The following is a 16,936-nucleotide window of genomic DNA, read 5'->3' on the forward strand; positions in this document are numbered from 1 at the left end:
GGTCATCGACCATCGGCGGGGCCGACGGAAAGAAATACGCGCGCTCAGTTCAATTGGATCGGCTGATGCGGACTGTCCAGGGAGAATGCGGGGACCGCGACGTCGAAGAGCGCGCCGTCGCTCGCCTCCATCTCGTAGCTGCCGACCATGATGCCGGAGGGCGTGGCCAATGGCGTGCCGCTCGTGTACTCGAAACTCTCGCCGGGCGCCAGTACCGGCTGCTCGCCGACGACGCCGGGGCCGCGGACCTCCTGGCTGACGCCGTTTGCGTCGGTGATGCACCAATGACGGTTGCGAAGCCGCACGACGCGCTCGCTCTCGTTCACGATACGCACGCTATAGGCCCAGACATAGTGATCCTCGCCCGGGGAGGATTGGTCCTCCAGGAAATGCGGCGTCACGGCCACCTTGATGCCGCTGGTCACCGCTTCGTACATCGCATCCATTCCCGCGCCCCTCCTCGCGATCGACACCCGGCGGCGGTCCCGTCGCGACGTCGCCTCCGCACGCGCCGAACCATAGGGTCGGGGAAAGGGGGCTGTCCAGCCGTCCCGAACGACGAAGGCCGGGCTCCCGAAGGAACCCGGCCCCGTCGACGCGCCTTTGTGGGAGGCGCGCCTACCGCGTCGAAAGCGCGATCCTATTCGATCGTGATCGTCACGCGCCGGTTCTGCGGCGAGCGAACGCCGTCGCCGGTCGCGACCATCGGATCGCTCTCGCCCTTGGCATCGATCGCCATGGAGCCGTTGGAGATGCCCCGGCCGGCGAGCGCATCGCGCACCGTCGTCGCGCGGCGCATCGACAGGTCCATGTTGTACTGCGTCGAGCCGGACGTGTCCGCATGCCCCACGATATCGACGAACCCGTCATTGTAGGCCGGCAGACGCTCCTCCACGAGTTCCAGGATCGCCATGGCGCCGTCATTGAGGGCGGTCGAGTCGAAGTCGAAGAATACCATGAAGGTGACCGGCTCCATGACCTGCGGCTCGGGCTCCGGCTTGGGTTCCGGCTCCGGCTCGGGTTCCGGCTCCATCACTTCCTGAAGCTTGGCGAGCGCCGCCTCGAATTCCTCCTGGCAGGCCTCGATATCCTCGGGCTGATGGTTCTCTTCCTGCTGCTCGACCCAGCAGTCGAATTTTGCCTGGGCGTGCGCGGCTTCCATCGGATGGTTACGACGCCCGCCGGTGTTGAGGGCGGCGATGAGGCGGCTGCGTGCCTCGGCCATCTCGTTGACCCGGTCTTCCGGCAGGTTCCAGTCGGAGAGTTCCTCCGGCGGGACGACCTCGCCGCGCGCCGCGCGCAGGCCCTTCTCGGCGAAGTATTCCTGGTCGATCCAGTCCTTCATCTCATACGCCTCGAACTCGGCGAAGGTCTGGTATTCCTTCGCCAGCGCGCGCGTGAATTCCGAACCGGTCGGTTCGGTCTTCTGAAGTTCCTCGAGATCCCAGGTGGTACACGCGCCAAGCAAGGCGACGGCGCATGCGATAACGGCAAATCTGAACATTGTGCGACCCCCAGCATTCACGCGCCGTCGGGGCGGGCGTCGCCCGTGTCGGCGCGGAGGTTTTCATCGTTTCGATCGATATCCGGCGACTAATGGGCGCGCCCGAAACCATGCCCTCTTCATCGAACGAGGCGATTCCATGGGCCCTTTGGAAACCGAAATACCAACCCCTGCCCCACAGCACTTAGGTATCCTAACCGCTAGGGAAAGGGTGAGCGAGGAAAAAAATTACATCAACGAAATATAATTATTAAAAATGATGAATAAAAACAACAATAAACAGATAAGATGCCGTATTGCCGGAATTATGATGCGGATGGCTGGGGCGGCCCTAGGCGAATTCGAGGTCGATGACCGGCCCGCCGGCGGCTTCGGCGTCGCTGGGGTCGTGCGTCACCAACAATGTCGGCAGCGCGCGCGCGCGGGCGTGCTCGAAGACGAAGGCGCGGAATCGCCCGCGCAGCGCCGTGTCCAGTTTCGAGAAAGGCTCGTCCAGCAACAGCGCCCGCGGTTCCGCCAGGAGAGTCCGCAGGCAGGCGACGCGCGCCCTCTGCCCGCCGGAAAGGGTGGCGGGGTCGCGCGCTTCGAAACCCACCATGCCGGCTTCTTCCAGCGCGGTGGCGATCCGCCCCGCCCGTTCCGCGCGGTCGAGCCCGGCGGGCAGGCCGAAGGCGAGATTCCCGCCGACCGACAGGTGCGGGAAGAGGAGGTCGTCCTGGAACAGGATGCCCATGCGCCGATGTTCCGGCGGCAGACCGTCCAGCGGGCTATCGCCCAAGGAAGCCCGCCCCGTCGCGGTGAAATCCGGCGCCAAGGTTCCACAGAGGTGGGAAAGCAGCGTCGATTTCCCGGAGCCCGAGGCCCCCTTGATCGTCACCACCCCGCCCGGGGGAACGGTCAGGCTGAGTGGGGCGAAGAGCGGGCGGCCGCCGATCGCGATCGTCACCGCCTCCAGGGTCAGGGGAACGGGGGCCGTCACGTCGCGCATGATGTCATAATCCCTCCCGCATGCCCCGGCGGTGGCGGTGCAGCCAACCGGGCAAAATGCTCGCCAACAGGAAGCCGATGAGCGGCAGTGCCGCCTGCAATACCGCGAAGACGCCGATCACGCGGAAATCGCCACCGCCCGCCCGCGCGACCGCTTCCGTCGTCAGGGTCGTGATCCGGCCGCCGCCGGCGAAGACGGTGGGCAGATATTCGCCTACGCTGACCGCGAAGCCGACGGCCAGCGCGATCGCCACCGCCCGGGTCAGCATCGGCAGCTTGATGCGCCAGAAGACGCGGTTCGGGCCCGCGCCTAGACAAAGCGCGCCGCGCGCGTAGCGCGGGTCGAGGCGCCGGAACGGTTCCGACAGCGACAGGAACATATAGGGCAGCACGAAGAGGAGGTGCGCCCAGATCAGCGCGCCCCACGTCCCCTCCAGCCCGAGACCGAGAAGCAGCACCTGCGCGCCGAAGAGGAAGGCCACCTGCGGAACGATGAGGGGCGTATAGAGCAGCCAGAGCGCGCGCGACGTGGGCCGCCGCCCGGCGCGATCCTCCGCCTCCAGGCAGGCCAGCACGAGGACGAGGCCGATGACCGCCGCCACCAGCCCGACGATCAGGGTCGTCGCGGCCGGCCCGCCCGCCATGCCGGAGAAACCGGCCCAGTTGCCGAGGCTCCATTCCGACGGCAGCGCGTCCGGCCAACGCCAGCGCCGGGCGACGGACCACACCCCCATGGCGGCGAGCGCGGCGACGCCCACGCCCGCGACCGCGACCGTCAGCGCGGTGGCGATCCGCGCCGCCCCTTCCGCCCCGCCGCGCGCGCCATCCATGACCCAGCGCCGGCCGAGCCGGGCAACCAACCGCTCGCCGCCGGTCCAGGCCAGGATCGCCGCCAACGCCACGCCGAGTTGCAGGCACGCCCCGGCGGCGGCCACGAACTGGAAGGCGAGGTCCGGATCGTTCGCCCAGCGCATGATCAGGATGGCCAGCGTCGGCGACGTGCTGCCCGTCAGCAGCAGCGCGACATCGACGACGGAAACCGAGAAGGCGACGACCGCCAGGATCGGCAGGCGGATCTGGCGATAGACCAGCGGCAGGACCGCCTTGATCCAAGCCGTCGCCCGGCCGTAGCCGAGGCCGCGCGCGACCGCCAGCGTCCTGTCCGCCGGCACCTGCGCCAGCGCGCCGAGCGTCATCAGGAATAGGAAGGGCGTTTCCTTCACCACCAAGGCCAGGATCAGGTTGAGCCCGTAAGGATCGGGCGACAGCGCGATATCCGGCGGCCATTGATAGCCCGTCGCCCAGGGTGACAGCACGCGCAGCAGCCAGCCGCTGGGCGCCAGCAGAAAGGCGAGGCCGAGCGCGAAGGCCGCGTGCGGCACGGCCAGAAGCGGCGCGAACAGCCGCTGCATGCGTCGGAACAGCCGCGTGCCGTGACAGGCGGCGGCGAACCCGGTGGTGAGCGTGAAGGACAGCGTGGCGGCGGCGAGGCCGGTCCATAGGCTCATCCCCACGGCGCTCCCCGTTCCGGGATAGGCGGCCAGCCGCCGCCAGGGGTCGAGGCTCGGACCGTCCCCGCCGAGCGCGGGCAGATAGCCGAAGGCCGGCAGCACCGCCCCGACCAGCCCCGCGCCGACGGGGCCGAGGAACAGCAGCAGCGTCACGGCCGGGGCGAAGCGCAGCCAGCCGCGTCGCTGTCCGGGGCGCGTCGCCTCCATCATGACCCACCCGGGGGGTAGGGCCCCGCGTCCCGGCGCGGCGCGGCGCGCGTGGTGACCTCGCCTATCGGCCTAGCTGCCATAGCGGGTGAGCCAATGCTCCTCGATCCGGGTCATCCAGGTCGGGTGCGGCTCCGGCAGGCTGGGGCCGAGCGCGTTCGGCGGCAGCGTCGCGGGACCGCGCGGCAGGTCGGCGAAGAGCGCGCGCTGCTCCGCCGACAATTTAGCGACGCTCAAAACCGTCTGGTCGCCCCACACCGTCGCGTCCTGCTTGCGGGCCTGCGCCTCCGGGCCCATCAGGAAGTTGGCGACGACCATCGCGGCGTCCTTGTGGGCGGCATTATAGGGGATGGCGACGAAATGCGTGTTGCCGATCGTGCCCTCGTCGAAGACGAAGGTCCGCACCGTCTCCGGCAGGCGGCCTTGCGCGATCAGGGCCGAGGCTTCGCCCGGATTGAAGCTTATGGCGATATCGACGGCGCCGTTATCCAGCATGCGCATCTGCTCGGTACTGGATTTCGGATAGTCGGTGCCTTCGCGCCACAGCACCGGGTCGAGTTCGTCCAGATAGGCCCAGAGCGGCGCCGTAACCGCGGCGAAATTTCCACCCGCCGGGTCGAGCAGTACCGCCGGATCGTCGGCGAGCGCGTGCAGCGCCTGCTTCAGGAAGGTGGTGCCGGTGAAGTCCGGCGGGGCGGGGTAGGTGAACCGCCCCGGGTTGGCCTTGGCGAAGGCGAGAAGTTCTCGGATCGACCCCGGCGTTTCCTCCAGGCGCGCGCTGTCGTAGGGGAAGACGATCTTCGCCATGCCCCAGGGCGCCTCCAGCCCCTCCGTCGGGACGGTGAAGTCGATGACGGTGGTGGGTTTTTCCACCGGGTCGATCAGCGCGAAGTTCGGCAGGATTTCGTCCAGCGGGCCATGTAGAAGATTCGCGTCCTTCATCGCCTTGAAGTTCTCGCCGTTGATCCAGATGAGGTCGACGGACCCGTCCTCGTCGCGCCCTGCCGTCTTCTCCGCCAGGACCTTGCGCACCGCTTCCGCCGTGTCGTTCAATTTGACGTGGACGAGGTCGATGCCGAAGCGGTCCTCGACCGTGTCGGCGACCCATTGGATATAGCCGTTGGTGCTTTCGCTGCCGCCCCAGGCGTTCCAATAGACGCTCTCGCCCTCGGCGGCGGCCAGGATTTCGGGCCAGACGCGCTCCTGCGCCGAGGCGGGGGAGGCGACGGAAAGCGCGAACAGGCCGATGGCCAGCGGCGCGGCGAGAATGGCGAGGGCGGATCGGCCGGACACTCGGGGCATGGTCGGCATGGCGTTCTCTGGCTCCCTCCGGTTTCGGACATGCGAGAGGCGGTCGCGGATATCCGATGTACGCTATCACGCGTGGGCGAGCCAGGGGGGTGGCGCGGTACGCACGCGGTTGTGAGAAGGCGTGTTCCTTACTTTCGCGATTTCCTTGTTCCGCAACGGCGTCGGCCCGCATGGACGCTCGCCGGCGGACTTGTGAGCGCTCACGACCCCATGCTATCAGGGTTTCATCGATGGGATGGACCGCGCCGCCAATGGCGCGCGAAGGATCGGATGGCAATGGCCGGAACGGCGATCGGCGAGGGATGGGGCCGCGGCGACACGCGACGACGATGCGTGCGTCCCCGCGCGGTCCGTCCGCGCGCCCGCCGCCCTGCGTTCGCGCACGGCCCCCTGCCGACCGCCGATCGATCCCCGTCCGCATCCCTTTCCCCGCGCGAGCGCGCGCGACCCTGATGGGCGAGGAGGATCGACCGGCCGCTTCCGGACCGGAGTCCTTCGTCATGCCCAAGAGCCCGCCGCCGCTGCCCTATCGGATCGCGCCGGAAGAACCCGCCCATGCCCCCGCCGTCGAGGCCCTGATCGCCGAGAGCTTCGGGCCGGAGCGCGCCAAGCGCACGGTCTATCGCTTCCGCGACGGGCGCGCGCCGATCGCGGAGCTTGCCTTCGTCGGCCTTCTGCCGGAAGGGGTGGGGGAGGCGGCCGGGAGCGAACGGCTCGTCGCCTCGCTCAATTTTTGGGAGGTCGCGGCCCCCGGCGGGCCGCTGCCGCTGCTGGGGCCGCTCGCCGTGCTACCGGATCTGCGCGGGCGCGGGGTGGGGCGCGCGCTGGTCGCTCACGGCCTCGCCGCCGCGCGGGACCAGGGGTGGCCGGCCGTGCTGATCGTCGGTGATCCGGGCTATTACGCGCCCTTCGGCTTCTCGGTGGGGCCGGTCGCGGGGCTGGATTTGCCGGGGCCGGTCGGCCCCCTGACCTTCATGGGATTGGAATTCACGCCGGGCGCGTTGTCGGAACGCGCGGGCGCCGTCGTCCCCCGCCCGCTTTGAGGCGCGGCGGAGGGGCTGGCGGAGGGGCTGGCGGAGGGGCTGGGGGAGGTGCCGGCGGCACCGATGCGCGAACCGCTTGCGGGCGGGCGGCCGGTTCCGTATATCAGGGGCATCGGCACCGCCGATCCAGGTGGACCCGAATGCGGGCGTAGTTCAGTGGTAGAACGTCAGCTTCCCAAGCTGAATGTCGTCGGTTCGATCCCGATCGCCCGCTCCACCTTCCTCTATCCTCATCCTCCCTTGAAGACCGCTGATCGGCGCGGGGTCACGTAACCTCGATCCAGGTGCGCATGCCGGCCGCCTGATGGCCCAGCATGTGGCAGTGGAAGAACCATTTGCCCGGATTGTCCGCGACCAGCGCGATTTCCGCCTGCTGGCGCGGCATCATCAGGACGCCGTCGCGCCAGATCGTCCCGGCCTCCGGCGACGGCGCGCCGTCGAGCGTCAGCAGCGTGACATGATGGCCGTGCAGATGCATGACATGCGGCCAGGCCGTGTCGTTGACCATCGCGATCCGCACGCCGCGCCCGCGCGGGACGGAGAAGAGCGGCTTGTCCAGATCGCCCGCCACGCCGTTCACGGCCCAGACACGGCCGGCCTGGGCCAGGTCACGGGGCCCCGTCATCTCGCCGTTCAGCATGGCTTGCCCCATGCCGCCCATGGCGCCGCCTTCCATCACCATATCGACGCGCAACGCCTCCGCCGGGTCCGGCATGGTGGGCGGTCGGGTCTCGCCGAGGGGCGGCGGCGCGTCGAATTGCGTCCGCTTGGGCGGCTCGTCGGAATAGGCGAGGAAGCTGATCGGCCGCGCGTCGCTATAGGCGTCGTCCAGAAGGGCGTAGCGTCCGCCCGGTTCTCCGGTCGCGTCGAGGAGATAGTCCACCCGCTGGCCCGGGGCGAACAGGAGCGAGTCCGTCGGCGCGGATGGTGGGCAGGCGAAGCCGTCGATGGCGGCCACCCGCGCCTCGTGCCCCGCGATGGCGAGCGCGAAGATCCGCGCCGTCGCGGCGTTTAGAACGCGCAGACGTATCCGCTCCCCCGCCCGGATCGCGATGTCTCCCGGCGGCGCCCCGTTGACCGTGATCCAATTGCCGATACGGCCCTGATGCGCCCAATCATGCAGGGCGCCGAAGCTGGCCTCGTGGATCGCGCCGGCTTCGTCCAGCCGCCAATCATCGAGGACCAGCGTGATCTCCCGGTCGACGGCGGGCGGCTCCTCCTCCTCCACGATCAGGACGCCGTAGAGGCCGCGCGCCACCTGCTCCCAGCTTCGATTGTGACTGTGATACCAATAGGTGCCGGCATCCGGGCAGGTGAAGCGGTAATCGAAACCGTCCCCCGGCGCCACGGCGTCCTGGGTCATGCCGACGACGCCGTCCATGGCGTTGTCGATCCTTATGCCGTGCCAATGGATGCTGGTGCCCTGGGTCAGGCGGTTCTCCAGCCGCACGGCCAGTTCCGCGCCCCGTTTAACCCGCAGGGCCGGTCCCGCGACCGTGCCGTTATAGGCCCAGACGTCCGTGCCTTGCTCCGCCGGGCCGAGTAGCGGGGCCTTGGCGGGCGCGGCCTCGATCCGGATCGGTCCGGATCGACCTGGGTCGGTGCGCGCGTCGACGCGCGCGCGGCATCCGGAGGCCGCCAGGATGCCGGCGGCGGCGCCGGCCCTCAAGAAGGTTCGCCGCGTGACGCCCATCAACCGGATACCTCCCCCGTCCATCGTGGTTTCCCCCGATGGTACAACCCGCATGGGAGGGTTGGGAATGGCGAATAGCACCCGTTGGTAGCGGCCGGCCGCCATGGCAATTCCGCGGCAGGCGTGTCGAGGGGCTGGACCCGTGCCGTGATAATGCCCATTTCCTGCATCAGATTTCATATCGGAACAGTCCGACCTGAAAATTCGACCCGTATTGGGAGGTTTCCTTGAGGTCCGATCGCCCTGACGTCCGCGCGCCGGAACAGGCCCGCGCGCCGGCCCGCGCGTTCGCCGCGCTTGTCTTCGCCGCGCTGGCGCTTTCCCTGACGCCGTTCGCCGCCCGGGCGGCGGTGTTCGACGCCGAGAGCTTCACCCTCGGCAACGGCCTGCGTGTCGTGGTGGTGGAGAACGACCGCGCGCCGGTCGTCACCCAGATGCTTATGTACAAGGCCGGCTCGATCGACGAGATGCCCGGGAAATCGGGTGTCGCGCACGTGCTGGAGCATATGATGTTCAAGGGCACGGAGGAGGTCGGCCCCGGCGAGTTCTCCGCCATGGTCAGCCGTAACGGCGGGCAGGACAACGCCTTCACCAGCTATGACTATACCGGCTATTACCAGTCGGTCGCTTCGGACAGGCTGGCGCTGATCATGCGCCTGGAGGCGGATCGGATGCGCAATCTCGCCCTCGACGACGCGCAGTTCCAGCCCGAGCGTCAGGTCGTGATCGAGGAGCGTAACCAGCGCGTCGAGAACGAACCCTCCGCCATGCTGAACGAGGAGGCGGCGCCCGCCCTCTATTACAATCACCCCTATTCCCAGCCGATCATCGGCTGGCGCCATGAGTTGGAGGCGATGAAGCTCGCCGACCTTCGGCATTTCTATCAACGCTTCTACGCGCCGAACAACGCGGTCCTGGTGATCGTCGGCGACACCACGGTCGAGGAGGTGCGCGATCTGGCCGAGACATATTACGGTCCGATCGAGCCGTCGGAGATCGGCCGCACCGCGCCGTTGATGGAGCCGCCGCATGACAGCGCGCATGTCGTGACCCTGCGCGACGAGCGCGTCCGCCAGCCGAGCTGGTCGATGCGCAAGCTGGCGCCCAGTTACGGCACGGACGGGCCCACGGACCAAGTCTATGCCCTCCAGGTGCTGATGGATATCGTCGGTGGCGGCAACAGCGCGCGGCTCTATCGCGCGCTTGTGGTCGAGCAGGGCGTCGCCGTCGGCGCCGGCGGCTGGTATTCCGAAACCGACCGTGGCCCCGGCACCATCGGCCTCTACGCGCAACCGGCCGAGGGCCGGTCGATCGACGCGGTGGAGCGCGCGGCGCGCGCCGTCATCGCCGACGTGATCGAGAACGGCGTCACCGAGGACGAGGTGCGCCGCGCCATAACCCGCCTGCAGGATTCGGCCGCCACCGCGCGCGACAGTCTGATGGGCCCCGCCCGCGTGATCGCCCAGGGGCTGAGCGTGGGCCTCGATCTCGACGATATCGAAAGCTGGCCGGAGCGCATCGGCGCCGTCACCGTCGCGCAGGTCAACGCGGCCGCGCGCGACGTCCTCGGCGCGCCGGGCGAAGTGACGACCCGTCTGCTCGGTCCGGCGGCGGAGAACGGCGCGGCCGGTCAATCGGACCGGTCGGACCAAGCGGACCGAGAGCAAAAGAAGGAGCCGTCCTGATGCGCGCGCGCCAATCGACCCCGTTTCGCCCGTCCGGTCCGCGCGGCGCCGTCGCGGCGTTCTGTCTCGCGCTCCTCGCGGTCGGCCTGATGGCGGCGCGTCCCGCGTTCGCCGTCGAGGTCGAGCGGGTGGTGAGCGACAAGGGCATCACCGCCTGGCTGGTGCGCGACGACACCGTGCCGGTGACCGCGATCGAGTTCACCTTCGCGGAGGCCGGCGCGGTCATGGACCCGGACGGCATGGCCGGGACCGCCAATATGACGAGCGCCCTGATCGACGAGGGCGCGGGCGACATGGATAGCCAAGCTTTCCAGGGCAAGCTGAACGACCTTTCGATCAAGCTTCGCTATTCCGCCGGGCGGACTGATTTCTCGGGCAGTTTCTATACGCTCAACCGCTATCGGGATGAGGCGGTGGAGATGTTGCGCCTTTCCCTGACCGAACCGCGCTTCGACGAGGAACCGGTGGCGCGCATCCGCCGTCAGATCCAGGCGGGCCTGCGCCAACAGCGCACGGACCCCGGCGCACTCGCCGCCGAGGCGCTGATGAAAACGGTCTTCCAGGGCCATCCATACGCCGACCCGACCGAGGGCACGGTGGACAGCGTGGAGCGAGTCACGGTCGAGGCCATGCGGACCTTCCAGCGCGAGGGGCTGACGCGCGACCGCCTCAATATCGGTGTCGTCGGCGATATCACGCCGGAGGCGTTGAAGCCGATCCTGGACAAGGCCTTCGGCGGTCTGCCGGAAAGCGGCCGCCATCCGGACGTGCCCCAGGCCGCCGTGGACGGGCCGGCCGGCACCGTCGTGATCGACCAGGACGTGCCGCAATCGACCGTCCAGTTCGCGCAGAAGGGCCTCGCCCTCGACGATCCGGACTATTACGCCGGGATGGTGCTGAATCACATCCTGGGCGGCGGGTCCTTCGAATCCCGCCTGATGCAGGAAATCCGGGTGAAGCGCGGCCTCGCCTATTCCGTTTACAGCTTCCTGCAACCGATGGAGAAGGCGGCGATGCTGCGCGGCGGGCTGGCGACGCGCAACGACGCGGTCGGCCAGTCGATCGACCTGGTCCGCGAGGTCTTCGCCGATATCCGCGACAACGGCGTGAGCGAGGCGCAACTCGCCGACGCCAAGACCTATCTGACGGGCTCCTATCCCTTGCGCTTCACCAATTCCAGTTCGATCGCCGATCAACTCGTCGCCATGCAGCGCTATGATTTCGGCATCGATTATATCGACCGGCGCAACAGCCTGATCGAGAAGGTGACGCTGGCGGACGTGAACCGTCTCGCGGGGGAATTGCTGGACCCCGAGGCGCTGACCATCGTCGCGGTCGGCAAGCCCGAGGGGGTGGAGGCGAACCTGCCCGTCCCGGACGGTGTCGGCGGATAAGGGCGGATAAGGCGGGGTAGGGACGGGTTTGTCCGCGTCCCGTCTCCGCCCGGCGGGCCGCCCCGGGTTACAGACGCTCGCGGATGGCGGCGACGCGGCCCAGGATGTCGAGGGCGCGGGTATCGCCGCCGATGGCGCGCAGATCGGCCCGGGTCATGTCGCCGTCTAGGCGCATCTGCCAATCGGCGATCATGTCGCGTGGGGCTTCCGGATCGGCCGTCCTGAAATGATCGCCCTTGGGGCCGCGCAGCAACAGCGCATGGTCGGCCGCGCCGATCGCCCCGTTGGCGCGCAGCATGCCCGCCATCTCGGTCGCCTCGTTGGGCGACATGCGGCGCGGGTCGTAATCCGCCGCCGCCATGACGAAGCTGCCTTCCCGGCTGATATCGACGATATCGCGTGTCTCGGACAGTGGCGGCGGGTCCGGCAGGCGTTCCGCCATCAGGTCGCGCGCGGCCTCCGCCCGGGACCGCTTGACCGGCCCTTCCGCGGCAAGACCCGATCCCGCCTGCCGCTCGGCGCGCGCGCCGTCGCCCGCCCCCGTGGCGGGCGGCGCCTGGAATACGGACAACAGGGCGGTCAACTTCATCGGCGATGCCTCCGTCCCCCGTCATGCAATCAATGTGCCGTCGGGTCTTCGATTCCCGGGAGGGGGTGGCATTGTGCGGTGCGGAAATAATTCACACCAAACTATGGACAAATTACTATTCCACACATATTTTAGAGCAAATAAGGATTGCACACCGATCCATGCGGAAATCCATGCTCCGAACCGGAGCGTGAAGCCTTCCCGGATCGAAGGATAGGGTTCTTCGAAAGATGGATGTCCTGCCGGGCTTCTGGAAGCTGAAGGGACGAACCGCGCTGCTGGTCGGCGGTGGCGAGGCGGCGGCGCGCAAGCTGCGCTTCCTGCTGCGCGCGGGCGCCGATGTCCGGCTTTTCCCCAGCGGAGAGGCGCTTCATCCGGAAGTGGCCGAGGCGGTCGCCGCCGGCCGCGTCACCCGCATCGACCGCCCGGTCTGCGCCTCGGACGCGGTGGTGGGCTCGCCGACCGGGGGGATGCATGCGTTGCTCGCCATCGTCGCGGTGGAGGACGAGATCGCGGCGCGCGCCGCCGTCGCCGTCTGCCGCGCGGCGCGGGTGCCGGTCAACGCGGTCGATCGGCCGGATCTATGCGACTTCATCTTCCCGGCCATCGTCGATCGCAGCCCGATCCTGATCGCCATCTCGTCGGGCGGTGCATCGCCGGTTCTGGCGCGGCGCGTGCGCGCGGCGGTCGAGAGCGTGCTGCCCGCCGGGCTCGGCCGGTTGGCGCGTTTCGCGAACGGGTTCCGGGGCGCCGTCAAGGCGATGATCCCGCCCGGCCCGGCGCGCAAGCGTTTCTGGGACGGCTTCTTCGAGAGCGCGGCCGCCGCCGACGTGCTGGCCGGAAACGAGGCCCGCGCGCGGGAGCGGACGCTGAAGCTTCTGAACGGCCGGGCCGCCACGGCGCCGATGTCGGGCCGGGTGCTGATCGTCGGCGCGGGGCCGGGCGACCCGGACCTGCTGACGCTGAAGGCGTTGCAGGCGTTGCAGCGCGCGGACGTGGTGCTGCATGACAGCCTGATCGGCCCGGCGATCCTGGATTATGTCCGCCGCGACGCGGAGCGCATTCATGTCGGTAAGCGCAAGGGCGCCCATTCCCTGTCGCAGGACGAGACCAACGCCCTGATGGTGGCGCATGCGCGCGCCGGCCGCACGGTCGTGCGCCTCAAGGGGGGCGATCCCTTCGTCTTCGGCCGGGGCGGGGAGGAGAAGGCCCATCTCGCCGCGAACGGTATCGACGTGGAACTGGTCCCCGGCATCACGGCGGCCGCCGGCGCGGGCGCCGCGACCGGCATTCCGTTGACCCATCGCGAGGATGCGCAGGCCGTCACCTTCGTCACCGGGTTCTTTCAGGGGGGCGCGCCGAAGCTTGATTGGGCGGCGCTCTCCGGCCCGGCGCAGACGGTCGTCGTCTATATGGGTGTCGGCACGGCCGGCTTGATCGCGGACGAACTGCTGGCCCACGGCGCGCCGGGGGACCGGCCCGTCGCGGTCATCGAGAAGGCGAGCCTGCCGGAGCAGCGCCTGCTGACCGGGCGGCTCGACCGGCTGGAGCGGCTGGTCGCCACCAACCGGGTGACGGGCCCGGCGCTTCTGGTGATCGGCGACGTGGTGCGCCATGCGGATGCCGACAAGTTGACGGAACTGGCCCGTCCCGCCGACGCGATGGTCGGCTGAGGGCGAGCGGACGCGGGACGCGTAAAAGGATAAGGACGAGGATAGCATGAGCGAGAAGACACGCTCCAAGAAGGGGGGCGACAAGGCCCTCACCGCCAATCGGCTGACCGACGGGGTGGCCATCTTCCTGGCCACCGACGGCAGTTGGGTCGAGGATGCGCGCGAGGCGCGGGTGGAAGGCGACGATGCCGGCCACGCCGCCTTGGAAGCCGCCGGCGCCGAGGCCGAGGCGGCGGGCATCGCCGTCGGCCCCTATCTGATCGACGTGGCGCGCGACGCGGACGGCGCCGTCCACCCGACCCGCAATCGCGAAGTGATCCGCGCGCGCGGCCCCAGCACCCATCCGCACCACGGCAAGCAGGCCGAGGGTCTTTCCGGCCAGGAGGCCGCCTGAGTCATGTATCGGTACGATGAATTCGACGCCACCTTCGTCCATGAGCGGGTGGAGCAGTTCCGCGATCAGGTCGCGCGCCGCCTCTCCGGCGAATTGACGGAGGAGGAGTTCAAGCCGCTGCGCCTGATGAACGGGCTCTATCTGCAGCTTCACGCCTATATGCTGCGGGTGGCGATCCCCTATGGCACGTTGAGCGGGACGCAGATGCGCCGCCTCGCCCATATCGCGCGGACCTATGACAAGGGCTTCGGCCATTTCACGACGCGTCAGAATATCCAGTACAACTGGCCGACGCTGGAGGATGCGCCCAGGATCCTGGAGGAACTGGCCGAGGTCGAGATGCATGCCATCCAGACCAGCGGCAATTGCATCCGCAACACCACGGCCGACCCCTATGCCGGCGCCATCAAGGACGAGGTCGAGGACCCCCGCATCGCCTCCGAGGTGATCCGGCAGTGGTCCTCGCTGCACCCGGAATTCAGCTTCCTGCCGCGCAAGTTCAAGATCGCCGTCACCGGCACGACGCATGATCGCGCGGCGGTGAAGGTGCATGATATCGGTCTGGTCATTAAGCGGAACGCGGCGGGCGAGGTCGGCTTCGAGGTCCTGGTCGGCGGCGGTCAGGGGCGCACGCCGATGATCGCCAAGACGATCCGCGACTTCCTGCCGAAGCAATATCTGCTGAGCTATCTGGAAGCGATCCTGCGCGTCTACAACATGCTTGGCCGGCGCGACAACAAGTACAAGGCGCGCATCAAGATCCTGGTGCACGAAACCGGGATCGAGGAGTTGAGCCGCCTGGTCGAGGCCGAATGGGAATCGCTCTCCCGCGAAACCACGGTCGATCTGCCGCGCGCGGAATATGAGCGCATCGCCGCCTATTTCGAGCCGCCCGACCTGGCCCCGGCCGAGGCGTCGAGCGCCGCCTTCGAGGCCGCGCAGCAGGAAGATCGCGATTTCCGCCACTGGGTGCGCACCAACGTCAAGGAGCACAAGGTGGACGGCTATGCGGTCGTCGATATCTCGCTGAAGCCGATCGGCGGCGTGCCCGGCGACGCGACGGCGGATCAGATGGACCTCGTCGCCGATCTGGCCGAGCGCTATAGCCAGGACGAGCTTCGCGTGACGCACGGACAGAATCTCGTGCTCGCCCATGTGGCGAAGGACGATCTGCACGCGCTGTTCAAGGAACTGGCGGGCGCGGGTCTCGCCACCGCCAACAGCCGCCTCGTCAGCGATATCATCGCCTGCCCGGGGTTGGATTATTGCGCCTTGGCGAATGCCCGCTCGATCCCGATCGCGCAGGATATCTCCCGGCGCTTCGACAGCCTGGACCGCCAGTTCGACATCGGCCCGCTGGAAATCAAGATTTCCGGCTGCATCAATGCCTGTGGCCACCATCATGTCGGCCATATCGGCATTCTGGGCGTCGACCGGAAAGGCACCGAATATTACCAACTGACGCTGGGCGGGCGCGCGGACGAGAACGCCGCCATCGGCAAGATCCTCGGCCCCGCCTTCGATGCCGATGGTGTCGTCGACGCGGTGGAGACGATCGTCGACACCTATCTCGAGGAACGCCGGGGACCCGACGAAACCTTCCTGGACGCCGTCGAACGGCTGGGGTTCCAGCCCTTCAAGGACCGCCTTTACCCGCAGAAGCAGGCCGCCGCGTGACGGCCGGCGAGAGACGCTGGAGGAGTACACCGATCATGGCTTTGATCAAGAATGGCCGCCTCACCGCCGACCGTTGGCACCTTTATGAGGATGACGCGCCGTTGCAGCCGGATATTCCGGCGATCGTATCGCTCGCCCGGTTCAAGGCGGAGCGCGACGCGCTGCTGCGCGCGCATGCCGATCTCGGCGTGCGGTTGGAGCCCGGGGAGACCCCGGACGCGATCGCCGACGATCTGGACCGCCTTTCGGTCATCGCGCTCAATTTCCCGAGCTTCACCGACGGGCGCGCCTATTCCTACGCCCGGCTTCTGCGGGAGCGGCATGGCTATAAGGGCGAGGTGCGCGCGGTCGGCAATGTGCTGCGCGACCAGTATCTCTTCATGGCGCGCGCCGGCTTCGACGCCTTCGAGGTGAAGGAGGGGGAGAGCGCCGAGGCCTTCCTCGCCGCGACCAAGGCGGTCACGAACGCCTATCAGCGGGCGACCGACACCCGCCGCCCGATCTGGGAACTGCGTGGCGCGCAACCGGCGATCGCCGCGGCGGCGGAGTAGGGGGCGGTGTAGGATCGATCGCCGCGCTGCCGCCTAAAAGACGAAACGCCGCGTCGGCCTTTCCGGTCGCGCGGCGTTTCCTGTTCGAGGCTATGAAATCGACAAGCCTTAGAACGGCCACTCCAGCATCGGTTTCTCGTTGTCGCGGCGGATGGACGGGGTCTCTCCATCCGTGACCTCGCGACCGAGCGCCGCGTTCTCCTGGATGCGTCGCTGTTCCTCGTTGGAATCGACGATGTCGCCGGGCTCGGGCTTGGACCGCCAGAAGACGAGATCGTCGACGAAGCTTTCCTGCTCCTGGGCGAGGGCGGCGCTCTCCTCCTCCACGACTTGTCGAATGGAAGGATCGGCCTCCAACGCGCCGGTCTTGTCGAGAAGCGCGATTTCCCCCATTGAGGCCCCCTGCTGGCGCATCTGCTCCTTCTGCTCGCGAAGCCGCTTCATGGCGTCGCGGCCGAACAGGGCTTCCTGCGCGGTCTGGCTGGGTTGCAGGTCCTGATAACGCTGGCCGCGCGGGTCCGGCGGGCGGAGCCCGTAGTTCGGCGGCAGGGTCAGCGGGGCGCGCGAGACGACGTTGAATTCGTCCGGCGTGCGCTTTTCGAGACCGAGGATGTCGCCGGTTTGGCCGCCGCCACAAGCCGAGAGACCCACGCCGATCAGCGCGAGCGCCGTCAGCCGCACGAGAATCGAGGTGCGATGCATCGCCATCGACGGTTC

General features: G+C 68.4%; 15 protein-coding genes and 1 tRNA gene. 8 read left to right on the forward strand and 8 right to left on the reverse strand.

What is annotated here, in order from left to right; all coding sequences use genetic code 11:
• Positions 1-44: 44 nt before the first annotated feature.
• The 5 genes from apaG to KAJ83_RS18060 all read right to left on the reverse strand — a co-directional run bounded on the left by apaG (position 45) and on the right by KAJ83_RS18060 (position 5,520).
• Positions 45-437: a Co2+/Mg2+ efflux protein ApaG gene (gene apaG / locus KAJ83_RS18040; RefSeq protein WP_210683602.1), complete on the reverse strand. Its 393-nt coding sequence runs from the start codon at positions 435-437 to the stop codon at positions 45-47.
• A gap of 203 nt (positions 438-640) precedes the next feature.
• On the reverse strand, positions 641-1,504 hold the full coding sequence (locus tag KAJ83_RS18045) for an OmpA family protein (protein WP_210683517.1): 864 nt from the start codon (positions 1,502-1,504) through the stop codon (positions 641-643).
• A gap of 331 nt (positions 1,505-1,835) precedes the next feature.
• Positions 1,836-2,492, reverse strand: coding sequence for an ATP-binding cassette domain-containing protein (locus tag KAJ83_RS18050; protein WP_210683518.1), 657 nt, complete (start codon positions 2,490-2,492; stop codon positions 1,836-1,838).
• Between the two features lie 4 nt (positions 2,493-2,496).
• The gene (locus KAJ83_RS18055; RefSeq protein ID WP_246484871.1) at positions 2,497-4,212 is read right to left on the reverse strand and encodes an ABC transporter permease; all 1,716 of its coding nucleotides are present in this window, start codon (positions 4,210-4,212) and stop codon (positions 2,497-2,499) included.
• A gap of 69 nt (positions 4,213-4,281) precedes the next feature.
• The gene (locus KAJ83_RS18060) at positions 4,282-5,520 is read right to left on the reverse strand and encodes an ABC transporter substrate-binding protein (protein WP_246484872.1); all 1,239 of its coding nucleotides are present in this window, start codon (positions 5,518-5,520) and stop codon (positions 4,282-4,284) included.
• A 500-nt stretch (positions 5,521-6,020) separates the two neighbouring features.
• Here KAJ83_RS18060 and KAJ83_RS18065 point away from each other — a divergent pair, with 500 nt between their 5' ends.
• Together KAJ83_RS18065 and KAJ83_RS18070 are read left to right on the forward strand one after the other, a co-directional pair.
• A complete protein-coding gene (locus tag KAJ83_RS18065) occupies positions 6,021-6,563 on the forward strand; it encodes a GNAT family N-acetyltransferase (RefSeq protein WP_210683519.1) in 543 nt (180 codons plus the stop codon).
• Between the two features lie 142 nt (positions 6,564-6,705).
• Positions 6,706-6,780: transfer RNA gene (locus tag KAJ83_RS18070), tRNA-Gly, on the forward strand.
• 48 nt (positions 6,781-6,828) lie between these two features.
• Here KAJ83_RS18070 and KAJ83_RS18075 read toward each other — a convergent pair.
• Positions 6,829-8,280, reverse strand: coding sequence for a multicopper oxidase family protein (locus tag KAJ83_RS18075; protein ID WP_210683520.1), 1,452 nt, complete (start codon positions 8,278-8,280; stop codon positions 6,829-6,831).
• A gap of 203 nt (positions 8,281-8,483) precedes the next feature.
• On the opposite strand from KAJ83_RS18075, the gene KAJ83_RS18080 reads away from it, so the two are divergent.
• Entirely contained in the window at positions 8,484-9,941 is a 1,458-nt protein-coding gene (locus KAJ83_RS18080; RefSeq protein ID WP_210683521.1) for a M16 family metallopeptidase, read from the forward strand.
• Positions 9,941-11,335, forward strand: coding sequence for a M16 family metallopeptidase (locus tag KAJ83_RS18085; RefSeq protein WP_210683522.1), 1,395 nt, complete (start codon positions 9,941-9,943; stop codon positions 11,333-11,335). The genes KAJ83_RS18080 and KAJ83_RS18085 overlap by 1 nt, the downstream gene beginning before the upstream one ends.
• A gap of 67 nt (positions 11,336-11,402) precedes the next feature.
• Here the strand turns inward: KAJ83_RS18085 and KAJ83_RS18090 are convergent, their stop codons facing one another.
• The gene (locus KAJ83_RS18090; protein WP_210683523.1) at positions 11,403-11,924 is read right to left on the reverse strand and encodes a hypothetical protein; all 522 of its coding nucleotides are present in this window, start codon (positions 11,922-11,924) and stop codon (positions 11,403-11,405) included.
• 230 nt (positions 11,925-12,154) lie between these two features.
• Here KAJ83_RS18090 and cysG point away from each other — a divergent pair, with 230 nt between their 5' ends.
• The 4 genes from cysG to KAJ83_RS18110 are packed head-to-tail and all read left to right on the forward strand — an operon-like array spanning position 12,155 to position 16,219.
• Positions 12,155-13,597: a siroheme synthase CysG gene (gene cysG, locus KAJ83_RS18095; RefSeq protein WP_210683524.1), complete on the forward strand. Its 1,443-nt coding sequence runs from the start codon at positions 12,155-12,157 to the stop codon at positions 13,595-13,597.
• Positions 13,598-13,643: 46 nt separating this feature from the next.
• On the forward strand, positions 13,644-13,991 hold the full coding sequence (locus tag KAJ83_RS18100) for a DUF2849 domain-containing protein (protein WP_210683525.1): 348 nt from the start codon (positions 13,644-13,646) through the stop codon (positions 13,989-13,991).
• Positions 13,992-13,994: 3 nt separating this feature from the next.
• The gene (locus KAJ83_RS18105; protein WP_210683526.1) at positions 13,995-15,668 is read left to right on the forward strand and encodes a nitrite/sulfite reductase; all 1,674 of its coding nucleotides are present in this window, start codon (positions 13,995-13,997) and stop codon (positions 15,666-15,668) included.
• A 35-nt stretch (positions 15,669-15,703) separates the two neighbouring features.
• Positions 15,704-16,219 (forward strand): DUF934 domain-containing protein, encoded by a 516-nt coding sequence (locus tag KAJ83_RS18110; protein ID WP_210683527.1) that lies wholly within the window; start codon positions 15,704-15,706, stop codon positions 16,217-16,219.
• Between the two features lie 108 nt (positions 16,220-16,327).
• Here the strand turns inward: KAJ83_RS18110 and KAJ83_RS18115 are convergent, their stop codons facing one another.
• Positions 16,328-16,927: a DUF3035 domain-containing protein gene (locus KAJ83_RS18115; RefSeq protein ID WP_210683528.1), complete on the reverse strand. Its 600-nt coding sequence runs from the start codon at positions 16,925-16,927 to the stop codon at positions 16,328-16,330.
• Positions 16,928-16,936: the final 9 nt, after the last annotated feature.

Origin of the sequence: Marivibrio halodurans (assembly GCF_017963645.1) — a bacterium.
In the GTDB taxonomy this organism is placed as follows: domain Bacteria; phylum Pseudomonadota; class Alphaproteobacteria; order UBA8366; family Aestuariispiraceae; genus Marivibrio; species Marivibrio halodurans.